Here is a 5,046-nt window from a genome sequence, read left to right as displayed (position 1 = left end):
TCCATAATTCTTCATCATCTTTTCCGATCTTCTCAAATATGTTTTACAGATTGTCCCGAAGCCTTCTATTCAACTACTAGAAATATCCTAAAGTCTTTGAATCTAACCGTACGTACATCTATGGTTCGTGCATCCAATAATCCATGACGATTAGTGTAGCGATTTGGTATAATTAGAATGAGCATACTTCGTATACATACATTACTTGTTGCAACTAGATCGGTTATTCCTCTGACTTTACCCTAGCCCATATATAAAATGTAAGGGAAACCTAAGGAAAACGATTTTTACATTAATCCAGATATTATCTGAGGAGGGGAAGATTAATATGAAAAAGTTTCCTGTAATCGGGGTACTCCCTTATTTGAAGACAACTGATACAGTTGTAATTCGAGGAGTGCGCTTCAGAAGTAGTAGTAATATATCTGAGGTGCCACCCAAATATCGTGATCATTTACAAAATATTTTTGAGATGTTTTATTTGCGAGACAATTTTAAAATAAAAAATATGGTATATGTGTTTGAATTGTTCGATAGTATTTCTGAACGTGATGAGTTTATAAAAGCGCTTTTTGAGGCCCAGGCATTAATTACCTTTATGTATTCATCCCCACATCCTACATTATTAGACCTATTTCTATCTCAAGAACATGTCAATACATATTTATTTTTTGAAAAAGATATACCATATCATTCAGTTTATCCACCACAGGATAATTTGGAGAATCTTGATAAAGAAATTGCACCGAAAGGACGAAAGGAAGCATCCTTTTCCTTTATTAAAGGTTATGAAGGGATTTTGAATAACTCTATTAATTTCTGGGTTACTGAAGGAAATAGAATCTATCCTCCCACACCCAATTTCTATCTAAATATCCCTCAAGATCTCCTTCGAGATTTTCATTCATCAGAACTTCAAAGTACTAACTCTAGTTTTGTTAGTTTTCTTAATTTTGGTAGAAGTGCAACCGAAATTAATGACAGAATATTCAATTCACTAAAATGGTATAACAGAAGTACTTCTGTCTATTGTGGTGAAGAACAAGCTTTAGTTTATATGGCTATTGCATTCGAATCTTTGCTCGATTTGGAGCATGGCGATCATGTCACAAAAAGATTTAAGGAAGCAGTAATATTATTAGTAGGACGTGTTGAAAAGCTTGAAAGTTGGCTAGACCAATTTTATAAAGCGCGTTCAGAAATAGTTCATGAAGGGCAAACAAATAAAACGTACTTTTTCGCTGATGGGAAGTATTCCAAAAGGTATACTAAGTATCGATCTTTAGTATCTTACGGACGAATGATATATAGAGTTTGTATAAGTACTATAATGCACGGTTCAGAAATGGTACAAAAAATAAGTCTTTCTTCATTGTTTACAACAAACAGGGAAAGGTTTCAGAAAATATGTATGGAGTTTAAAGAGGTTCATGAATCTCCAGACATACAATTGCTATCCTTAAAACAGGTTATTAAAGAAATAGGGATATACCGGTTTGTTTCAGAAGATGCGATTGAAACCAAGCTAATGCTTACTAGTGTTAAATCGACAATCAAAGTTTTTTTAGCGACAGAACCGAATATACCTAAAAAATACATCCAACTAATGGAGGATTTTATTGATTGTGACTCTGGCCAATTTAATGAACTTACCATTTTGAAAGACTTGGATGAGATAATTAAGCAGGAAGAAGAGACCCTAAATATAAGTGAATCTCACGAAATTGTCTTTTCATTGATTAAAAGTGTTTGGTCGTATACTTTTATGATTTATTTTAAGAAGACTCCTAACTCCCTTTCTCAACAAGAAGAGAATAATGATATTATTGGATAGAATCATTAGCATTAGTCGTGATATTTCTATTTCACATTTCTTAAATAATAGACAAATTAAATATAATTTATTGTTATAATCAGTGCCTTCCTTCTACAATTAACAAAAACTAATATGTAAAAAGGAGTTCAATATGTCTTTTTTTCTAAGAGTTGCAATAGCCCAAATTTTATCTCATGCAGCTTATACTGATACGACGAATCTACTTATGGAACCGACAGGGAAAAACCTGGGGATTACTAAACTTCATTCTGTACCTGCCATAAAGACTTTAAGGCAACACATACTCAAACGATATTTAGAACACCAATCAGAAAAAATAGAGTTAATAATCCAACATGCTGTTTCCACGAATGTTGACATCCTTGTGTTTCCTGAATATACAATTCCTGGTGAGATCCTCCCACTTGTGAAACAACTAGCTGATTTAAATAATATTATTATCGTTTCGGGTAGCCATATGATAACGGGAAATTTATCGGATTATTATACCGAATGCAATATTCCTCTTACAGAGCTTAGAGGCAATCATAATATTGTAAAAGAGGAATATATTCGCCAAGCGGTATCTCCGGTATTCTTGGGTAATGGTTCAGTGGAATTATTCTACAAACAAGAACAATCCCAATGGGAAACAAACTTAATCCCTTCGTCCTCTAATAAACAATGGGTTCAAATCGAACGAGGAGGAAGAAAACTCCTCTTGGGAGTAAAATTATGTATCGATGCCTTAAAAAGAATTGAATGGCCTGAAGACGATACATCAAAAATTTTTGTGATTCCATCCTATAGTCCTAAGACTCATAATTTCGATGATTCTGCTGGTATTCACCTTTTAAATGGTATTCCAGTATGCTATTTAAATGAAGCGAAGACTGGACAATCTAAAGTTTATGGTTGGGTCCATCGTGATGAAACAAGTCCTTACCTCTCAAACGGAGGAACTATAAAAATTCCTAATAATGAAGAATGTCTGCTAACAGTAGATATCGATGTCGAAGGGCAATTCGGGAAAAATTCAACAACCAAAGTTCATTACCCGACTAAGGTAATTTCAATTGCGCCGCTTTTGTATACCTCAACATCATCAAGTAGGGAATTGATTGAATTATTATCATCAAAACTTCCAGTTACTATGGAATATATTGAGAGCGTATTATTAATGACACGAATTCCACTGATGATAAGGAATAAGTTCGAAGTGTTGAAGAATATCTACGAATTAAATGCAAATCGCCATCAAGATGAAGAGTTTGCAAGAGAAGTGATTGTTATTCGGAATTCACAAACATTCTGGGATATGGAACGAGATTTTATTGAGGGCTCAATTGAGGTTGTGCACCGTTTACTAACATCATCCGCTCTTTCTGATGAGGCATTAGCTGTGTTTAGTAATTTACGAAAAGAGCAGCATGTTATTAATAAATTTTGTTCACCAAAAGTCGAAAATGTGAATATTATTGACCAACCTTTGTCTTCCAAAGACTCAGTATTATCAAAACCATACTTAGGAAGAGATGAAGCTATAACAGCATTTAGAAGATTTATAAATAGTAATTCAGCCGTATGTACTGTATTAGGAATGCGTGGTATTGGTAAAACCGAATTTTTAAGATCTGGAGTATCACAAGTACTTCCAGGGAACTGGCAGAAAAAACACATTCAGATAACTGAAGGTACTGGATTTGCTAGATTTATTCTTATGTTGTACTCCCAACTCAATCTTACTGTCAATGAAAATTTGTTGGAAAATTTGACGGAGGAATCCGTGGAAAGATTACTTACTGTATTTTTTGATCGGCTTGAGAAAACTAACGCAGTAATTCTGTTGATTGATGATTGGCACAATGTATTTTATAGAAAAAAATATAGAGATGTGTTCTTTTCTAGATTTATAGAAAGGGCTTTAATGTTAGCAGGAAACAATAAAATTATTGTAACATCACAGTTTCGATTCGATCATGAAAGAATATATCCGATCATCTTGAATCCTCTTGAATCAGACATTATTTTAGGTATCCTTGATTGGAACATAAGGAATATTAGAGGGGGAAATGAACCGATCAATATTCCTAATGAATTAGTCAGGCAGTTACACGGAAGTCCTTTGGCAGCAATGTTATTGTCTCAGTTACTTGATAAATATTCGATCGATTCTATAATCAATAGTGTTCAAGTAAGTGAAAGATTCCAAAATAGACTGGTCAATATAGTCCTAGAGAAAATTACCTTAACAGCGGATGAACTAGAATTGCTGAACTTCATCTCAGTATTTAATATGCCTATTGAATATACAGTTATTGAGGGATTTTCTAAAGAAAAAACCTTTGATCTTCTTGACTCATTGACAAGTCATTTTCTTATTGAATTTAATGTTGAAACTGGATTATACCAAATGCACAGTTTGATAAAAAGACATTTTTTGAGTAGTATTCCTTTTAACAAGAAAACCGAATTACATAAAATTGCTGCTGGGTACTATGGGCAGAAAATTAAACAGAGCAGTAGTCCTGCAGATAAAGGTGAACATATTTCCCATCTTGCACACTCTTTACAGTTCGATCAAGTAAAAGAACTAAGGAGTGTTTATATTGAAGAAATAAGACCAGTTGCCCTTAGGTTATTTAAAGAACGTAAGTTTGGAGCTGCATTAGAATATTACAATATTCTTGATAACCTAAGGAAAAACGATATAGACGTGAAATTTCATATTGGATTATGTTTAACTCATTTAAATGAATTATCTGATGCAGAGAAATATATAAACGACGCAAGAAAAATAGATAATTCTGCGTGGTGGATATTAACCGGTTACTCAGATGCTCTTACAAAAAATCGCCATTTAGTTGCTGCAGAAAAATATGCCAATGAAGCGCTAGAATTAATGAAAACCTTGAATGTTCCTGAGAAAAAATTATCTGCTGTGTATCAAACTCTTGCTTTGATTCATGAAAAAAGAGGAGATCGAAACGCAGATTCACTTTACAAAAAGGCAATTAAGTTTGATGAACAGAGTGCATTTGTTCATTATGCATACGCTAAATACTTATATAATAATAAACACTTCGATATGGCATACAATGAATTACAGATTGCAAAACAAATAGACTCATCATTGTTACAAGTACACAGGCTTTTGGAGAAAATCACCAGTAAAGATCATTTTATCAATGAAACTGAAATTCTCAATGAAGATGATGAAGAATTATGGA

Annotated in this window: 2 protein-coding genes; both read left to right on the top strand. The window is 33.3% G+C overall.

What is annotated here, in order from left to right; translation table 11 throughout:
- Positions 1–328 precede the first annotated feature (328 nt).
- On the top strand, positions 329–1,834 hold the full coding sequence (locus XYCOK13_RS21130) for a HEPN domain-containing protein (protein ID WP_213414235.1): 1,506 nt from the start codon (positions 329–331) through the stop codon (positions 1,832–1,834).
- Between the two features lie 133 nt (positions 1,835–1,967).
- The coding region (locus XYCOK13_RS21125; RefSeq protein WP_213414234.1) for a carbon-nitrogen hydrolase family protein at positions 1,968–5,046 on the top strand (3,079 nt) is incomplete at its 3' end.

The organism is Xylanibacillus composti (assembly GCF_018403685.1).
In the GTDB taxonomy this organism is placed as follows: Bacteria; Bacillota; Bacilli; order Paenibacillales; family K13; genus Xylanibacillus; species Xylanibacillus composti.
This window is presented reverse-complemented; position numbering and strand designations above follow the sequence as displayed.

Excerpts from the sequence above, each read along its gene's own strand:
- XYCOK13_RS21130 (WP_213414235.1), top strand. The coding sequence starts at position 329 with ATGAAAAAGTTTCCTGTAATCGGGGTACTCCCTTATTTGAAGACAACT.